The 16,825-nt window shown below is 40.9% G+C and carries 16 protein-coding genes and 1 pseudogene; 9 read left to right on the top strand and 8 right to left on the bottom strand.

All coding sequences use genetic code 11. The features are described 5' to 3' along the window. Nucleotides 1-177 precede the first annotated feature (177 nt). Nucleotides 178-273 (bottom strand): annotated as a pseudogene (locus tag METLIM_RS17430) (type II toxin-antitoxin system HicA family toxin); the annotation flags it as partial. Nucleotides 274-828: 555 nt separating this feature from the next. Here METLIM_RS17430 and METLIM_RS17180 point away from each other — a divergent pair. Together METLIM_RS17180 and METLIM_RS10875 are read left to right on the top strand one after the other, a co-directional pair. Then, on the top strand, nucleotides 829-1,041 hold the full coding sequence (locus METLIM_RS17180; RefSeq protein WP_217177975.1) for a DUF1016 N-terminal domain-containing protein: 213 nt from the start codon (nucleotides 829-831) through the stop codon (nucleotides 1,039-1,041). Further along, nucleotides 1,041-1,913, top strand: a complete 873-nt coding sequence (locus METLIM_RS10875) for a PDDEXK nuclease domain-containing protein (RefSeq protein ID WP_342633017.1) — start codon at nucleotides 1,041-1,043, stop codon at nucleotides 1,911-1,913. Before METLIM_RS17180 ends, METLIM_RS10875 begins: the two co-directional genes overlap by 1 nt. 584 nt (nucleotides 1,914-2,497) lie before the next feature. Here METLIM_RS10875 and METLIM_RS10870 read toward each other — a convergent pair. Both METLIM_RS10870 and METLIM_RS10865 read right to left on the bottom strand, forming a co-directional pair. After that, nucleotides 2,498-3,940, bottom strand: coding sequence for an ATP-binding protein (locus METLIM_RS10870; protein WP_004078498.1), 1,443 nt, complete (start codon nucleotides 3,938-3,940; stop codon nucleotides 2,498-2,500). A 673-nt stretch (nucleotides 3,941-4,613) separates the two neighbouring features. Next, a complete protein-coding gene (locus METLIM_RS10865; protein WP_048145918.1) occupies nucleotides 4,614-4,973 on the bottom strand; it encodes a hypothetical protein in 360 nt (119 codons plus the stop codon). Between the two features lie 198 nt (nucleotides 4,974-5,171). On the opposite strand from METLIM_RS10865, the gene METLIM_RS10860 reads away from it, so the two are divergent. After that, complete coding sequence (locus tag METLIM_RS10860; RefSeq protein WP_004078497.1) at nucleotides 5,172-5,465, top strand: hypothetical protein; 294 nt, start codon at nucleotides 5,172-5,174, stop codon at nucleotides 5,463-5,465. Here the strand turns inward: METLIM_RS10860 and METLIM_RS10855 are convergent. The 4 genes from METLIM_RS10855 to METLIM_RS10845 form a co-directional block, all read right to left on the bottom strand. Next, nucleotides 5,462-5,686 (bottom strand): hypothetical protein, encoded by a 225-nt coding sequence (locus METLIM_RS10855; RefSeq protein WP_157202296.1) that lies wholly within the window; start codon nucleotides 5,684-5,686, stop codon nucleotides 5,462-5,464. The genes METLIM_RS10860 and METLIM_RS10855 overlap by 4 nt on opposite strands. Before the next feature lie 227 nt (nucleotides 5,687-5,913). Further along, entirely contained in the window at nucleotides 5,914-6,090 is a 177-nt protein-coding gene (locus METLIM_RS17720; RefSeq protein ID WP_083824960.1) for a type II toxin-antitoxin system HicA family toxin, read from the bottom strand. 34 nt (nucleotides 6,091-6,124) lie between these two features. Then, nucleotides 6,125-6,346 carry a type II toxin-antitoxin system HicB family antitoxin gene (locus METLIM_RS10850; protein ID WP_004078495.1) on the bottom strand — a complete coding sequence of 74 codons (222 nt, stop codon included), beginning with the start codon at nucleotides 6,344-6,346 and terminating at the stop codon, nucleotides 6,125-6,127. A 290-nt stretch (nucleotides 6,347-6,636) separates the two neighbouring features. Then, nucleotides 6,637-7,422 (bottom strand): hypothetical protein, encoded by a 786-nt coding sequence (locus tag METLIM_RS10845; protein WP_004078494.1) that lies wholly within the window; start codon nucleotides 7,420-7,422, stop codon nucleotides 6,637-6,639. Nucleotides 7,423-7,646: 224 nt separating this feature from the next. Here METLIM_RS10845 and METLIM_RS16210 point away from each other — a divergent pair, with 224 nt between their 5' ends. Together METLIM_RS16210 and METLIM_RS10835 are read left to right on the top strand one after the other, a co-directional pair. Further along, on the top strand, nucleotides 7,647-7,847 hold the full coding sequence (locus tag METLIM_RS16210) for an antitoxin VapB family protein (RefSeq protein WP_083824992.1): 201 nt from the start codon (nucleotides 7,647-7,649) through the stop codon (nucleotides 7,845-7,847). After that, nucleotides 7,844-8,257 (top strand): type II toxin-antitoxin system VapC family toxin, encoded by a 414-nt coding sequence (locus METLIM_RS10835; RefSeq protein WP_004078492.1) that lies wholly within the window; start codon nucleotides 7,844-7,846, stop codon nucleotides 8,255-8,257. Before METLIM_RS16210 ends, METLIM_RS10835 begins: the two co-directional genes overlap by 4 nt. Nucleotides 8,258-8,387: 130 nt before the next feature. Here METLIM_RS10835 and METLIM_RS10830 read toward each other — a convergent pair whose 3' ends face one another. Further along, nucleotides 8,388-9,038: a hypothetical protein gene (locus tag METLIM_RS10830; RefSeq protein ID WP_004078491.1), complete on the bottom strand. Its 651-nt coding sequence runs from the start codon at nucleotides 9,036-9,038 to the stop codon at nucleotides 8,388-8,390. A 350-nt stretch (nucleotides 9,039-9,388) separates the two neighbouring features. Here METLIM_RS10830 and METLIM_RS10825 point away from each other — a divergent pair, with 350 nt between their 5' ends. The 4 genes from METLIM_RS10825 to brxC all read left to right on the top strand — a co-directional run bounded on the left by METLIM_RS10825 (nucleotide 9,389) and on the right by brxC (nucleotide 16,760). Then, the gene (locus tag METLIM_RS10825; protein ID WP_004078490.1) at nucleotides 9,389-11,869 is read left to right on the top strand and encodes a hypothetical protein; all 2,481 of its coding nucleotides are present in this window, start codon (nucleotides 9,389-9,391) and stop codon (nucleotides 11,867-11,869) included. A gap of 186 nt (nucleotides 11,870-12,055) precedes the next feature. Beyond that, the gene (locus METLIM_RS10820) at nucleotides 12,056-12,745 is read left to right on the top strand and encodes a hypothetical protein (protein ID WP_157202294.1); all 690 of its coding nucleotides are present in this window, start codon (nucleotides 12,056-12,058) and stop codon (nucleotides 12,743-12,745) included. Beyond that, nucleotides 12,742-13,290 (top strand): BREX protein BrxB domain-containing protein, encoded by a 549-nt coding sequence (locus METLIM_RS10815; protein WP_004078488.1) that lies wholly within the window; start codon nucleotides 12,742-12,744, stop codon nucleotides 13,288-13,290. Before METLIM_RS10820 ends, METLIM_RS10815 begins: the two co-directional genes overlap by 4 nt. A gap of 2 nt (nucleotides 13,291-13,292) precedes the next feature. Then, nucleotides 13,293-16,760, top strand: a complete 3,468-nt coding sequence (gene brxC / locus METLIM_RS10810; RefSeq protein ID WP_004078487.1) for a BREX system P-loop protein BrxC — start codon at nucleotides 13,293-13,295, stop codon at nucleotides 16,758-16,760. Nucleotides 16,761-16,825 lie beyond the last annotated feature (65 nt).

Here is a 16,825-nt window from a genome sequence, read left to right as displayed (position 1 = left end):
ACAGGTGAGGTTTTCTGTGTGAGGAGTTTCGGGTTAATGTCTGTGATTCCTGTCTGGTGAGGATTATGAAGGATAAGGGATGGTACAGGGGGAGATGAATTCCGGCTTAAATTTTGTGTTTATAATAGTCACTCATGATCAATGGCTCACAGATGATGGATGAAAAATAGAAGTTTTTCATAGGATTTTTAGGAATTGTTCCTTTGTAAGCCCGGCCTGTCTGAGAATACTCTTTAATGTTCCCTTTGCGATTTCCCTGTGGTTAGGTATGGTGAGCCTTCTGTATGGTTCTTTATCCTATCTCAGGATAATATGGCTGTCGGTCTGATGGTCTATATTATACGATAATAAATTTCTGATGCAGACATTATTGCCGGAAATCTGAGCGGGTGGAGGAGAATAAGCCGGTATTGGGAAGTAAGATTGCCCGGAAATTAAGGGCTAAACTATGGGATAAATGACTTGGAAGCTATAAGTCGCCGCATATATATTCATACAATCTGAGGAAGAACCAAAATTAATCCTGCGGATGAAAAGAATTATTTTATGATAACGTCAGATATTTACTATATCAGGAGGAATGATTGTAGCTGCTGCAATCATAAGTCCGGGTGTCCTGAGATGGGTACGTTAACATCCTGACTATTAAGGTTTAGTTAATAGTGCGGGTGTAAAAACTGAACAGATTCTTTTATGGGGGAAGGCAGGAAAAAACCCAACTTTCAGGCAGACAGAGGAAACGGCAAAATAAGTGGTCTCCCGTCAGGTCTTATTTTTTGCCTGTTCCTAAGCGAAAACTGCAATAAAGAGTATTGGATTTGAAGAAATATGACTGATAAGGAAGATAAAATAGTATCCCCGGGTTTATACTCAGAGATTAATAATTGTGCTCTGTTGGATGATTTAAGGGATTTAATTATTGATGCAAAACAATCTGCTTATTCAGTTGTTAATGCCACCCAGACTTTACTTTACTGGAAGATAGGCAGACGAATAAATAACGATATTCTTTCAAACGAACGTAATATGGCCGGCAGGTAATTTATGAACTCTCTCTTCCTCTGAGTGCTGAATTTGGCAGGGGTTTTTCGATGGGGAATTTAAGGAGAATGATACAATTTTCAGAGGTATTTCCGGATGAAGAAATTGTCGCATCACTGATGCGACAATTGAGCTGGACTCATTTTACAGTGTTAATTCCGATAAAAAATGATATTCAGCGGGATTTTTATTCTCAGATGTGCCGTATTGAAAACTGGTCTGTCCGCACACTCAGAAAAAAAATTGATTCTATGCTCTTTGAAAGAACTGCAATATCAAAAAAGCCTGATGAACTGATTAAGCAGGAATTAGAAGCGTTAAAAGAGAAGGATGAGATAAAACCCTGTCTTGTATTAAAAGATCCTTATCTTTTAGATTTCCTTGATCTAAGTGATACATATAGTGAGAGTGACCTCGAACAATCAATTCTACGTGAAATAGAACATTTTGTACTTGAGCTTGGTTCCGGGTTCACATTTATTGAACGGCAAAAGAGGATGATCATAGATGGAGAGGATCATTATCTGGATTTATTATTCTACCACAGAAGACTGAAGCGTTTAGTTGCAATAGAGTTGAAGATTGGGAAATTCAAAGCAGGATATAAAGGTCAGCCTGAATTATATCTCCGCTGGCTGGAAAAGTATGAGATGATTGATGGTGAAAAAACACCGCTTGGAATAATTCTCTGCTCAGAGGGTAAAAAAGAATCAATTGAACTTTTAGAACTGAATAAATCAGGTATTCATGTTGCAGAGTACCTGACGGAATTACTTCCACCAGATATATTAAAACAAAAGCTTGATAGTGCAATAGCGAATGCAAAAAACAAATCGTTGCTTAAATCGCACCTGGGCCTGAAAGGAAGATGAAATCACAGTAATTAGGAGTTTTTAGAAGATAAACTGTTTTGCATCCGGATAATGCCGGCACTTATTATAGTCATCCGCAGAGTTCTTAAAAAGGTAATTTTGGCATAAATCAGGCTGTTATCTCTACGGTTTCTTCGTAGATTGATGGCGGAATTGGCTCGTTATTCTTCTTTAAGCTTTCTAAGTATCCTTTGGCGGCGTCTTTAATATTTTCGAGCGCTTCAGTTCTGGTTTTGCCTATGAGATATGCATCCCGGAAGTGACGGACATTTTGGCTACAAAGATTTTAATCTTCGTCTTCTTCTATGATAATTCTGAATTTCATTATATCTCTGATACTCCTTTTTCATTTTCAGGTCGTTTGTGATTTAGAGTATGTTTTTCCGGTATGTGTAATCAAACACATTTTCTGTTGTAAATGTATTATTATGACTTATATGATAATAATTTTCTGATGCAGACATTATCGCCGGAAGTCTGAGCGGGTGGAGGAGAATAAGCCGTTATTGGCTTTATTTGGGTCTTAAAAAAATGAGGTTATTTCGGGACTTCTCTGTATTATACATGAATTGTCCCGGAAAAAACTACTCTAAGGCCTTTCTGCATAAAATCTCAATGTCGTTTATGTCAAGGAGGATTATGTTTTCAGCCTCTTTTTCTCTCCCGGAAATTTCGGTCTGTTCTGATGTTTCCCATGTCCCATTATTAAATGACCGGGCAACGATACAGAAATATTCTGTCCGGTTATCTCTGTTCCATGATACTTTCTGCGATTTCTCTTTTAGTTTCCGGATGAGAACATCTGCTTTTACATTGTCCTGCCATTTGTATTCACAGAAGAGGATTTTATTTTCAGTCTCTGAGTAATAGATCCCGTCAATCTCTTCGCCTTTGTGCCACCAGCTGCCCCATCCGGTGAAGAAGAAAGGCAGGACATCTCTGCCGTTTACTGAGAGGAAAATATCTTCTGCTATCTCTTCAAAACGGAGTCCTGTGTAATCGCTGAGATATGGCATGACCTGTTTTTTAACCGCAGCATCGCCTAAATCACGTTCGATCAGCATAACATTTGGGTATGCAAACCGAAACCAGAATAAGAATAGGTTATCTTTGATGTAGTAAAGTCCTCTGTGACTCCTTTTAGAGACTGTTGCCGGAACTTTTCTTGTTACGAGGTCAAGGTCGATTAGTGTTGAGAGGTATTTGTTTACAATTCCTTTTGAAAGTCCGGTGTCATTGGTGATCAGACCCTGTGAGTGATTTCCGTTTGAGATCGAGAGGAGTATTGAGAAGTAATATCTTGGTTCGCTGAGTTCATTTCTGAGTACGAATTCAATATCCCTTAAGAGGTAGGAGTCCTTTCTGAAGATATTATCTGTTATGCTCTTCTCTATACTCTGACTGATGTTAAGACCGGTGATGTAAGCCGGAATTCCGCCATATACTGAGAAATAATTTATGGATTTTTTTATGTCTTTGATATAATCGTATATGTGGATGAAATGGAGTGGTCTGAGCAGGATCTGTCCTGTTCTTCTCCCGTAAAGGGGACTGCTGTATTCCATGACCATTGATTCCATCATTCTTATTGATGACCCACAGAGTATCAGGAATATTTTTGTGTATTTAAGTTTTAGGTCCCAGAATGACTGCAGGATGGAGGGCAGTGCATTATCTTCCTTTACGAGGTAGGGGAATTCGTCTATGGCAATTATTATTCTTTCATCAGATTTTTGGTACAGGTATTCAAAGAAGGAGTCCCAGTCTGAGAATCCTGTTTTTCTGAGGAAGTCATCGTTGAAGTAGTCTGCAACTTCTTCTGAAAACCGTCTCAGCTGAAGTTCTTTGGCTTCTTCCCTTGCAAGCAGGCGGAGGCCTTTTTTTTTGTTGAGGAATCTGTCGATAAGTTCGGATTTTCCAACTCTTCTTCGCCCGTAGATGACGATGAATTCCGGACTTTTGCCCTTCCATCTGCTGTTTAAGGATGACATTTCAGACTGTCTGCCAAGGAAAGGTGGTTTTGCCATGTGTGTACTTTAAAGTTTTATACTTTAAAGTTTTTTCTCTGGCTCTGGTGGACTTTCCAGGGGTGGATCGCCGGTGTCCTGAACTATTTGTAATCTGAAGTTTTAAACTCTGAAGTTTTTTTTGATGTTAGAACCGGAAAGATAACAGGAAAGGGCCGGATGGTTATTTTTCAGAGTATCCGGGATAAGTCTTAAGTCCGGAAGATAAGGCTGCACTTCCTTTTATATGATGAGATAATTTCAGATAAGGCATCATGATGAGACTGATACGACTCTTTCATCTGGTTATGCAGGTTAAAAAAGTCACCCATGAGCCTGAGGGTTCACAGATGATGAATGAAACAGTTATTGTTTCATAGGAGACTGGCAGAGGAATGACTTTTTAAAGAAGCAATACCAGAATTAGAAGAAGCTATAGAACTTCATCTGAAATCTCCTGCAGAAGAGGGTATCCCATTAAGGCCTGCAAAAGGGATGACTGAAACTTTTGCTGCAGTAAATGTATGAGTGCTAAAATTCCTGTATTGTCAGGAGATCAGGTCATTAAAGCCTTTTTTAATGCCGGATATTACATTCACGATCAGATAGGGCGTCATATTCATCTCCGGCAGCAATATGTTCTGATGGTCAGAGTCTTTTTTATTCATCTCTTCAAAAGATGATATTTGAGTATTTACTTCAGCAGACCACAGGCCAATTGTTCTGAATTGTGAAGGGAACTGTTGCAACCTTTTTGTTGCCGACCTGGGCCTTTGTGCAGAATTTTTATTCCGGTTGTAAACCCTGCCGGAAGTGGGCCTGTTTTGGAGATTGCCGGTGTTTCTCCGGACTGAACGGCTGAGGGCATCTTGAAGTTTATGATGTATGCCGGGGCAGTGCCGGCTGTGATGAGGGGTATGAGGAGGATTGCTGAGGTTATCTGCATCTTTTTCATCGTTTTTATTGATTCTCCTGATTTTCCCGTTTTATTTTCAATCGTCTTTTGGTTGTTTATCATGTGCTGATTTTTACCTGTCTGTTGATTATTTTCCATCTGCTGAGGTTTGGGAATACTCCGGTTGTTATTCATATGCTGGTTAATGACATCCATCTGGCTATATAATTTGTCCACACCACAGAGCACGAAGAAGATTAAACCGGCGGTAATATTTATGAAAAAGACTATAACAGGAACATTTGAGAAGACACAGGGGAACCTGACAGGCTACCCTTTAATTTTTTGAGGGGTAATATGACAGAATATGAAATGTCTGAAAAAGCTGAAAAATACCTGGCAAAAAACAGATCAATTAAAGAACTGATTCTAAAAAAGCTTAAGTACTGTTTAGAGGAGCACCTGTTCGATGTCCTTGGAGAATGTGATAAACACGAACTAAAAGGAAATCTAAATGGGTTATGGCGTTTAAAAGTGCCACATAAAAGAGTCGTTGTATATGAACCTGTAGGGGTCCGGCCATATAGGCACGCAAAAATATATTTTATTAAATCAGAAGAAGATTACCATAACTGGTTAAATTCTGCTTAATCCTTTAACATTTTCTCGACTTGTGTTCTTGTGTAAAATTTACCTTTTCTGATCTCGTTTATTTCCTGTAAAGCTTCACTCTTATTGTCTGTTGATTGTAATGTGTATTCCGATTCATTTGAACGCCAGTTCCGTTCTATGACTTTACTGATGGATTCACCACCTTTTCTTTGTGCGATAATTTCTTTGTACAGTTTATCTGTTATCTCTATGGTCTGCATGTACATCTTATCTATTCTCTGAAATAAAATATATTTTGGGGTCAGTGCAAATCACAGGGCGATGCTCTGAATTGTGAAGGGAACTGTTGCGACCTTTTTGTTGCCGACCTGGGCCTTGGTGCAGAATTTCTGTTCCGGTTGTAAAACCTGCCGGAAGTGTGCCTGTTTTGGAGATTATCTGTGTTTCTCCGGAATGGACGGCTGAGGGCATCTTGAAGTTTAAAGTATCACTCAAATTCAGTTCTTTGAATTCCCGACTGTCTTATAATTGATTGCAGTGTTCCTGTATGTATCTCATCATGGTTTGGGACCGGAACTGTAATTGTTGAACCGGGAATCTGTTTTTGCATTATTATGTGGCTGCCCTTTTGCCTGACCTCTGAAAAGCCATGCTGAGAAAGTATTTTGCAGACTTATTTTCCTGATAAGATACGAAGTTTAGCCAAGGGCTACATCCACCCGTGTGATATAAATTTCTCCATGGAAACGTGACTGGATCTCCTGAGGTGAGGCTGTTTCAAAGAAAAGTTCGAGAGCTTCCTGAAGATTTTTGTGTGCTTCTTCTACTGTTTCACCCTGGCTTGCTATGTCATATTCAGGGCAGAATGAGACATAACCTGTGCCTTCCCTCTCAATAATGGCTGTAAGCTGTTTCTGCATAATTCAGTCTCTCCTGACTTTCTATAACTATATTATCTTCCTTTGGTATCATATAAATTACTGAGTGTTCCGGGAATGCCCTGAAATGATCGTGAAAACAGAGAATTTAATAAATATCCGGCATCAATACGTTCTGATGGTCAAATCCTCCTATGAAAAACTTTGATTTTTCATCCGCCATCTGTGAACCCGCAGGCTCATGTGTGACTTTATTTATTGATTTCTTCAAAAGATGATATAGGGGGTATTTACTCTGGTTACAGTTGGTTGTTCGTTTTTTGTTTTTAATTTTAGTTTTTTGTTTTTATCCGGAATGTTGCTATACTAAGTGCCAGGGCGAATATCCAGAGCGGTATGGGTGTGCCCTTTGGATCGGCTGTGGTTGCAGTGGTTCCGGCGGCGGGAATGTTTTCAGGTGTTGTTGTGCTCTCTGTGACTGTTGCTGTTGTTGCCGTTGGAGGTGCTGCTGTGCTCTCAGTGACTGCTGCTGTTGTTGCCGTTGGAGGTGCTGCTGTTTCTGTCGATGCAGGGGTTATTTTGCTTTTGATGACTGTGAAGGACTTTTGTAGTGTTGATGATGATCCGTATGAATATTCTGAGTTTTTCAGTATGGTTACTGTATATTCTCCGGCACTCCATCCTGTGGTATCAACTTCAGCGGACCACAGGCCGTTGTTCTGAATTGTGAAGGGAACTGTTGCGACCTTTTTGTTGCCTGTCTGGATCTTGGTGTAGAATTCCATTCCGGTTGTAAACCCTGCCGGAAGTGTGCCTGTTCCGGAGATTACCAGTGTTTCTCCGGACTGAACAGTTGATGGCATATCGAAGTTTATGATGTATGCCGAGGCAGGGCCGGCTGTGATGAGGATGGTTATGACGGTTATGAAGAGTAATGCCGTGATTTTAGGGATTTTAGGGATTTTAGGGATTTTTGGGATTTTAGGGATTTTAGGGATTTTTGGGATTGCCGGGATTGTTTCTGTTATGTGCCGGTTTTTGCTCTGATGCTCTTTTATGTCCGGAGTTTTGTTTCTGCTATTTTTCCGGTTCTGGTTTATATCCTGAGTTTTAATCATATGTTGATTGATGATCCCGTTTGGTTATATACTTTATCCGGCTTTCAGGTGGTCCGGGCAATTCAGCTGTCGTTGGCATTCCTGCACGATACACAACCTGCATGGGTATTGCAGAATTTCTTACGGCCGGATCTCCGGTACAGCAGCCGGGTAATATTTCCGTTTTCACCTCATTTTGTATCATCAAAATAATTATTAACTACACGCAGCTATATATTGCAAATATGACAAAAACAGTGAGCCTCTCAGATGAGGCATACGAACGAATGAAGCACTGGAAGAAAGAAAATGAAAGTTTCTCAAGTGTGGTTATGAGGTATTTGCCGGATACAAGACCATTTAAAGAAGTGCTAAAGGAGTATGAAAAGGATAGAAAAGGCCTGACTGATGAAGAAGCTGATCAAATGTTAAAGGATATAGAATGATTATTTTAGACTCGACTATTCTAATAGATTTGATCAGAAGTCAAAACAGCACTAAATATAAAAAAGCAGTAGCATTTTTAGAGGAAATTGAAGAGAATGGAAATGATAAAGTATTTATAACCTTTGTGAGTGTCCTTGAACTAAAAAAAGGCGCTTATAAATCATCAAATGCAGCAAAAGCAAAAGAAAGTGTTGATAAAGTGCTTAAGATGCTCTCCGTCATTGAATTTGAAGATGCTTACTATGATGCTTACGGTGAAATATCAGCAGAATTAGAGAAAAACGGAACGCCAATCGGAAAATTTGATGAACTGATTGCAGCAATTGCCATATATAACAAATCAAAGCTTGTCACCAATAACGCAAAGGATTTTTCAAGAATACCAGGTCTTGAAATCATCAGCCATTAACCATTTTTTCATTTCATCCTCAGGCTCTTATGTATAGTTTCATAATTTCAATTTTAAATTAGTCCGTTGTGCTGAACCGGGTAATTATCTCTGGATTTCTTTTGGTACATCCTTTCAGTTCCGGATATTTTTACTCTCGGTCTCCTCCCGGAATTACTCTTTTATATGACTCATCAACGCTGATGGTTGCAGTAACTGTTTTGGTATCGTCTTTATTCTTTTTGATTATAAGCCCTGCTTCAATCCATTCCGGGATTTCGAGCTTTTTTTCAACTTCTTTTAAGGAGGCACTGCCTGTAAGGCACTCTTCATTGAATGGGATATAGAACTTATAACTGCCTCTCGTCGTAATCAGGAGCGCGAACGGGTGGCGCTTCATGTCTTTATGGGGTATTTCGCCCTTGCGATAGAATGTTACGTAGAGTTTCTTCTCTTCAATTCCGGAAGAATCAGTGGTGACCATCTCGGCGGTTACATATGTTATTTCGTCTTTTTCAGAGGTTTTTTTGAATTTTTCGATTTCTTCGATCTCTTTTTTTAGATCTTCAATAGCCTGGTTATTACTGTTATTGTCATTGAAAAAATCAATATAGGTTTTTAAAAAATCCATGTTGGTCTTGTGAAAATGCTCGGCTGCTGCTTCCCAGTATGTTATGAGATAATCTATTTTTCCACTGAGGGAATCTGAATATAATTTATTGTATTTAAGCCTCTGAAGTGTACTGTTTTTAATTCTGATTGTGGTGTATCCGCTTAAGTCTGAACTGTCTTTTCCTGCCATAGTTGTACTGTATGTATTCTTTCGATTGGATATTAATCTTGCTAATAAACATAAGTCAGCATTTGAACATTTTTTGGAGTATTATTTATATATTTTGAAATACAATTGAAATTATTGGTAAAATAATCATCTGACTCTAATATGGTTGATGAATTTTATAATATTAATAGTGGAATTCAAAATATAAAATTCTAAATAGGTTTGACACATTAACTATATTTGTCACATTGGCTATATTATACACTTAAACTATATTTTAAACATTAGCTATATTTGTTGTATTAGGCACATAATTTATATATGATCGCCTCCTATGAAGTAGTATAGAAACTACAGGGAGAAGATCAAATATGTCAGAAATTACAAACCGGAATTTTGGCAGAGAGGGTTTAAACAGCGATATGGGAAGAAAATCTTTCCCTGAAAGAGGAATGCCGGGGTCTTCCCGGAGACCGGAAGTACCTGAAAGAGATTATTCTGAACGGAAAAATCTTCACAGGCACCGGGAGAGAAGGGAAGAATTTGTTGATGAGTTTGTACGGGAGGTCATAAAGGACTGCCGGACTCCAGAGGAAGAGTTGGTCGAAGTCCTTCGTGCCAGGGGATTTTTAATTGATGAATTGGACGGTGAGTATTACCTGAGTGACAACTCCTGCCTGAGAAATCCCGGTGCACACTGCTCTAATGATGACCTTGACCAGGTGGTCCTTTCAGGTTTCCTTGAGGGTAACGGTCTTGGCACTCTTGATGTTATTGATGACCGGAGACCTGGTGGTGTGGTAAATCCGGCTCGTGGCCGTTATAGCCGGAATTTTTGTCCGGGGCCAAATGACCGTGCAAAATACCGGCTGAATATTGTGCATGACCCAAAGTTCAGGCACTTAACAGCGGCAGTGAATATTTTTCAGGGCCTTGAGGGATCGACTATTCAGTATTTCAGTCACAGCCAAAAGGCGAAAGAGGAGCATTTCTTTGGGCATGAGCACGGGATAAAAGTGCCGGTCTGTGTAATGGACTGCGCCATTGCACGTCTGTGTAAGGCTGTCTCGGCATGTGGGATTACGACTGAGATGGCCTGTGACGGTCATTTTGGTCAGAAGGACGCTGCCTGGATTAATTTTTATAGCCGTCAGGACCTTCAGTGGTTTAGGATTTTAAATGAGTGTGTTATACAGCCGCTGCTACATCCAAAGATAAGATTTGATTACGGGAAGCGTGGCCACCTTTCCGGGGATGTTAATGTTTATTTCTCCGGACGGAGTCCTGTTCCGGATTATATGGAAATCCAGAGGATTGCGGCATTTCTGTATGAGCACAGGGTCCTTTTAAGGCAGGTCAAGGGAAAGGTCTGTGAGGACCATAAGAGACTTGCTTTCTTCTCCATTGAACTGGATAATTTAGATAAGCCGTGTGATATTCCGGAGGAGAATATTGACCGGCTCCGTAAGAGGGCAGGAAGTCTTATAAGAGGTGGCCCGGAGCCGGACCGTTCTGCTGTTGGAAAATCTCTTTTGAGCCGGCCTGCTGCCGGAAGGACTGGCCGTGGTGTCTGTAGTGAAAAGAGCGACTGCATTGAAAATCCTAAGGTCTTTTTCAGGCGGTACAACAGGATTCTTGAGGACCTGGTGAGGATTTACAGTCCGTCCGGACGGGAGCAGGAGCTTGCTGAGTTTATCGTCCGGAAGTACGGGAGGGGGAGATGGGTGGTCTCATCCGATGAACTGTGCAATCTGTACATCAGGCCGAAAGGTTATGGTGAGGGTGATAAATCTTTAAAGAGATCTGTTGGTCTGGAGGGTTTTAAATCCGGGAGGTCTGAGTGCTTTAAGAGTTCAGCAGGTCCGGATGGTTTTAAAACTTCTAAGGGTTATCAGGCCTATGCGGACTGCGGGAGTGATGATAGTGATGAGGTCTACGCAGATTACGGCGGTCATGTGGACCGTTATGGCAATGATTCCTTTGAGATAGTGCCGGCGGTTGCCTTTGGGGAGATAGAGGCTTTTTGTAAGGGTGGCAGTGGTGATGTTAACTGTAAAAATTATGGCCGGAATGAGGTTGAGGGTTATCGCGGCTGTGATATTGATGAGGGCTGTGAGAGTTATGGCTGCCCGGAGGACCTGCCTTTATTAAATGTGCATCTTGACACTTTCCCGCATTATTATAAGGGCCATGAAGATGAGGCCGGTTTTATTGAAAAACTTTCAGGTTACCGGATTTCTTCTGAGTTCTCCGGGTCTTCCGGTTCTGCTGTGGTCTCCGGTTTGTCCGGTTTGAACAAGATCATCCCTGGTTTTAATGCCGGATTTGACGATAAGGCCGGGGTTGCGATGGTGCTTTACCTGATGAAGTACACTTCCCTGAAATTTAAGGCTGTGTTCACTGTGCAGGAGGAGCAGGCAGTAACTTATCCGGCGAAGTACGGGCGTGGGGGCGGTGGCGGTATTGATTATGCCATTTTGAAGAACCCGGAATTTTTTAAGAATTCTGCCTGTGTCCTGACAATTGACCGGCAGGGTGGCAGGGATATTATTGCTTCTTATGGTTTTGGCTCCGAAAGTTCGCCCAGGCTGAAGTTATGCAGTGATGAGTTTCTTGAAAAATTCATTGACGTTTCAAAGAAGGTTTATCACCCGATGGCGGTTGCAAAGGGAAGTATTGCCGATGCTTATAATATCCGTGCGGCTTTCCCTAACCTTGATGTGTTAAATGTCTCTGCCGGATATTACAATGAGCACCGGGAGAGTGAGTGGCTTGACTTAAATGACGTTTTTGGCGTGATGAGGGTTGTTGTTGGTTTTTTGAAAGATGAGAGTAAATCCCTAAGTTTATGATGAATGCAGAAAGCTTCAGCAAAAAGGCATATTTCAAACGGAGGATAGAATTAAATGAAATTCATAAATATTATTTGTTATAAAGATAACAGATCAATAGTGGAACAGTCTGATTTTTTTGTTAAACAGGATTATCCCGAAAACTTTGGATTTTATTCAAAAAGTTCTCATACGGGGCGTACAGTCATGCTTTCTGAATTCATAACTGTAATGGATAACGCACCCGGCTTTAATGATAAAGAAATTCTTAAAAAAATATTTGTTGAAGACAACTTACTTAAAAAAGAGAGTATTTCCGGGAGGAAAATATCTTTCTATTATTTAAAGCACCTTTATGGTCTGGACTCTGAAAATAAAAATTTTCAGGGACTTTTGAAGTACTGGAAGGAGAAATCACCTGATAATAAAATAATGGCACTCCTTTGTGCATTATCCCGTGATGAAGCATTAAGATTATCATCCGGGTATATACTGTCAGTTAAAGCCGGAGATTCTGCTGATAAATCCGGTTTAAAAGAAATAGTTGATAATTATTATCAGAACATTTACAGTGAAAAAGTCCGTGAGTCGATGGTCAGGAACCTGATGTCATCATGGACTCAGGCAGGGTATCTTGAAGGCAGGTCCAATAAAATAAGGATTATACCTGAAATATCTGTATATTCGTTTGCATATGCCTGCTATCTGGCATATCTTTCCGGATTTAGGGGAAAGAGAATATTTCATTCTCCCTGGGTTTTGGTATTATGCCTGAGTAACTTAGAGATTAAAGAATTTATCAAAGAGTCAAACAGAAAAGGTTTGATGTCAGTAAAAAAAGCCGGAAGTGTAGTTGAGATAACATTTCCGGAAGATTTGATTGGGGGTACTCAATGACTAAACTACAGAATCTGTCAAAAAAGTACAAAGATCACGTAGAACTTGAATGGCAAAGGAATATTTCCGGACCGGAAAAAGTCTGGTTCTGTATTTATGATCCAAATTCCGAGAGAAAAATCCGTGCAGGCATAAAGGAGTTTGAGATTTATACTATACAGTCCGGGCATAAATGGACTGAAATAGATTTAAGCCCGTTTTTTGAGGAATGGTTGTCTGCAAATGAATATCGGGAAGAGTATTTTTCCGAACCGGAATATCTGCTGGATGATTTAACTGAATTAAAGGAATTTCTGGTTGGAAAGATCAGGGAAAAAACTACTGATTCAGATGAGGACACAGTGATTGCTGTTCTTGGCATTGCATCAATGTTTGGAATATTAAGGGCAAGTCAGATTGTTGAGCTTATTATTGATAAAATTAAAATCTCAGGAAGGCTTTTGGTCTTTTTCCCAGGAGAACGGGATAAGAATAACTACAGATTACTAAAAGCCAGGGATGGGTGGAATTATCTTGCATATCCGATTGAAGCGGAGGAGGATTGATCATGGTAACAATAAAAAATAGTGAAGTATTTTTCAAAGATCCAACAACATATACAATACCTAATGATGGTGTCGCAAAGGTAGCACCATTAAGCAAAAGTGATAAAAACGACTGGATTGTAGCCAGATATGAACTTGAAAATTTTGTCTGTAAGGGTTCATATCATGAAGGGCTTAGAAGAATTCTCCAGTCATACCTTGACCATCTGGATAAGGCAAGTCAGCCTGCGGTCTGGGTAAGCGGCTTTTTTGGCTGCGGTAAATCACATCTTGTCAGGATTCTGGACTTTTTATGGAGAAATATCGAATTTTCGGACGGGACTAAAGGAAGAGACCTCTGTAACCTCCCTGATGATGTGAAGGTGCTGTTAAAAGAGTTATCAACCGAGACCAAAAGGAGTGGAGGAATATGGTCTGCGGCAGGTACAATGAGTGCCGGAGGCGGAGACGGGCCAAGAACAGATCTTCTTCAGCTCGTTCTTCGTTCAGCAGGGCTTCCTGAGAATATTGAAGTTGCAAGAGTTCATCTGTGGCTTGAAGAATGCGGGATTCTTGATGATGTCCGTGAATATCTGATCTCAATAGATAAGGAAAAGGACCTGCTCCATCCTTTTGTTTCTCCAAAGTTTATTGAGGCTGTTATTAAGTTTCATCCGGATTATTCCGGAGATGAAGATCCAAAGGATGTTAAAAACGATTTAAGACGGGAATTCAGGACAAGTTCAGGGATTTCCAATACAGAGATGGTTTCCATGCTTAATCAGATCTTCCTGATGCAGTCTGAGAATAAGGATAAACTGCCTCTTGTGCTGATTATCCTTGATGAGGTCCAGCAGTATCTGACTATTGGTGATGGTTCGGATAAACTGCTTGATTTTCAGGAAGCTGTTGAAGAGTGCTGCAGAAGGTTTAGCGGGAAAGTCCTGTTTATTGCGACAGGACAGGAGGCCCTTCAGGCAAATACCCAGCTTCAGAGACTTCAGGGCAGGTTTTCTGAAAAGGTTATTTTAGAGTCAAAGGATGTGGATACTGTCCTTAGAGAGACTGTATTACTAAAGAAAGAATCCATGAAACCGGAACTGAGATCAGTTCTGGACAGGGTTAACGGTGAGATTTCAAGGCACATCTCCAACTCAAAGCTGGCACACAGACAGGAGGATGACAGGTTCATTCTCTCTGATTATCCTCTTCTTCCGACAAGGAAGCGTTTCTGGGAGAGGGTTTTGGCATCCGTTGATCCGGACGGGATGGGTAATCAGCTCAGGAATCAGCTCAGGCTTGTCTTTGACGGACTAAAGGACTATGCCGGCTGTGATATTGGACATTTTATTCCTGCGGATTACATTTATACTCAGAATAAGCGGTATCTGAGGCAGAATTATATTCTTACTCAGAATGTCGATGACCTCATCAGCAGAGAAAATGACGGAACAGAAAAAGGTGAACTCCGCTCACGTATCTGTGCCACGATATTTCTGATACAGCATATAGACCCTTCGTATGGGATTAAGGCTGAACCTGAGACTATCTGCGATCTTATGGTAAGCGATCTTGTTTCCGGTAGTGAATCTCTCAGGCAGTCTGTGCCTTTACTTCTTGAGGATATGCATACAAGGGGAGTGCTTGCACATATAGATACGGAGTATCGTATTCAGACAGAAGAAGGTGGTGTCTGGGAAGGAGATTATCAGAAAAGAAGAGCGAAATTTAAGGGTGATGATACAAGGATTATTGATGAAAGGGTGAAGTTCATCAAAAACAGAATGTCGGGTATTTTAGGCAGTGTGAATCTTATTCAGGGTGAAAGCCGGACTCCCCGTAATGTCAGTGTTACATACTTTGGAGACGAAAGGCCAAGAACCGGTAAGGAAATTCCCGTCTGGGTACGGAACGGATGGGACATCCCGGAAAAGGATGTTATTAATGAGTGTGCTGCTGAGGGGAATGAGAGTTCTATTGTTACGGTATTTATTCCGCTTGAGTTTAATGATGAACTGAAGAATGAGATTGCTGGTTATCTTGCAGCAGACCGTGTTATTGACAGAAAAGGGACGCCAAACACTCAGGACGGTATTCAGGCTAAACAGAATATTGAGACCAAACGTGAAAGGCATAAGGCAAGAGCTGAGAGAATTGTTGATGATATTTTAAGGGATGCAAAGGTTATTCTTGGCGGCGGAACTGTTGTACCCGGTGATTCTGTTTCTGAATGCATTAAGGATGCTTCAAACCGGGCAATGGTCCGGATGTATCCAAAATTCGACGATGGGGACGCTGCCGGATGGGATAAAGTAATAAGAGCGGTAGCTAAGGGGGAACAGTCCCCGCTCTCAAAGATTGGTTTTAGCAGAGATCCAAAGGAGCACCCGGTCTGCCGGGAGATTTTAAAGAGGCTGAATAGTGAGAAGAAAGGCAGTGAACTTCTTAAGGCCCTGGGTGAACCTCCGTTTGGATGGCCTAAAGATGCAATAAATGCCGGGCTGATTGTGCTTGTTGCTTCTGAATATGTCAATGTTAAGTTAAATAACAGACCCGCAGGAGCGGTGGACTTAAACGCCAGAAATATTGGCAATGCATCTTTTGAAGTTGAGGATGTGGTCCTTTCCACTAATGAGAAATTTGGTGCAAGGAAGATGTATGCTGAACTTGGCCTCTCCGGGAAGAGCGGGAAAGAGACTGAGGAGGCAGGTCTGTTTCTGGAAAAGCTGAATGCTCTTGCAAAAAGTACAGGCGGGGATGCACCTCTTCCTTATGCTGCAGAACCTCCTTATCTCTCTGAACTTGCCGGATATTCGGGGAACAGTCTTGTTAAAGAGCTGAATGAACGAAGAGAGATTATTCTTTCTGATATTAAGTTATGGAAGGCGACTGCTGAACTGATAGATTCCAGGAGTAAGGAGTGGGCTACTTTTTCAAGGCTTCTTGATCACTCTGAAGGTCTGCCTGATTATGACCTGTTTGATGGTGAAGCAAAGAGTGTTATTGCCGGGAGATCACTGCTCAGTGATCCTGATCCGGTTGAACCTCTGCTGTCTGATCTGAGAAACAGTATCAGGGATTATTATACTGCCGGTGCTGGCAGTGTCAATAAAGCAAGGAAGGAAGTAACGGACTCACTTGAGTCAGACAGTTACTGCCGGGAACTTGCAGATGATAAAAGAGAGAGTCTGTTAAAGGAATACGGGCTTGATGATGAGTTTACTGTCACTGTCGGGAGTGATGAGGAGATATTTACTCAGCTGAGAAAAATTCCGGTAAACAGCCTTAAGTCCAGGGCTGAACTTACGAGGTCTTATCTTCCCAAGATTAAGGAGAGGATTGCCAGAATGCTTGAGCCGGAGACGGTTGTTATTTCACTTAAATCTCCGGTTACGATTAAATCTTCTGAGGAACTTGAGGATTATCTTCTTTCTGTTAAAGAAGAGGCAGAGAAGGCTTTGAATGACGGAAATCCGGTGATGCTGAGATGATTAAAACGGGTGTTTTTTTTCCGTTAAAAATAAACCAGTTTTTTGGGATTTTTGAATGAAGGGGT

The organism is Methanoplanus limicola DSM 2279 (assembly GCF_000243255.1).
Classification (GTDB): domain Archaea; phylum Halobacteriota; class Methanomicrobia; order Methanomicrobiales; family Methanomicrobiaceae; genus Methanoplanus; species Methanoplanus limicola.
This window is presented reverse-complemented; position numbering and strand designations above follow the sequence as displayed.